Origin of the sequence: Burkholderia sp. Bp8963 (genome assembly GCF_003854275.1) — a bacterium.
Classification (GTDB): Bacteria; Pseudomonadota; Gammaproteobacteria; order Burkholderiales; family Burkholderiaceae; genus Burkholderia.
In genome coordinates this window covers 1-226 of the sequence record NZ_QTQP01000211.1, presented here as the reverse complement: position 1 = coordinate 226, position 226 = coordinate 1, and the positions used below count along the sequence as shown (strand labels likewise).

The window sequence follows — 226 nt, the reverse complement described above, 5'->3', positions numbered from 1 at the left end:
GCGCCCGGATTTGCCTAAGCGCCTTCTCCAATGCAGCGACCGGGACTTCCAACACCCGGACAACCTTCCGCGATCCGTCCCCCCATCGCATCTAACAATGGTGCAGGAATATTGACCTGCTTCCCATCAGCTACGCATTTCTGCCTCGCCTTAGGGGCCGACTCACCCTACGCCGATGAACGTTGCGTAGGAAACCTTGGGCTTACGGCGAGGGGGCCTTTCACCC

1 rRNA gene is annotated in these 226 nt (G+C 59.7%); it reads right to left on the bottom strand.

Annotation, left to right across the window (positions count from 1 at the left end):
• Window positions 1-226, bottom strand: a 23S ribosomal RNA gene (locus tag DID96_RS38080); the annotation flags it as partial.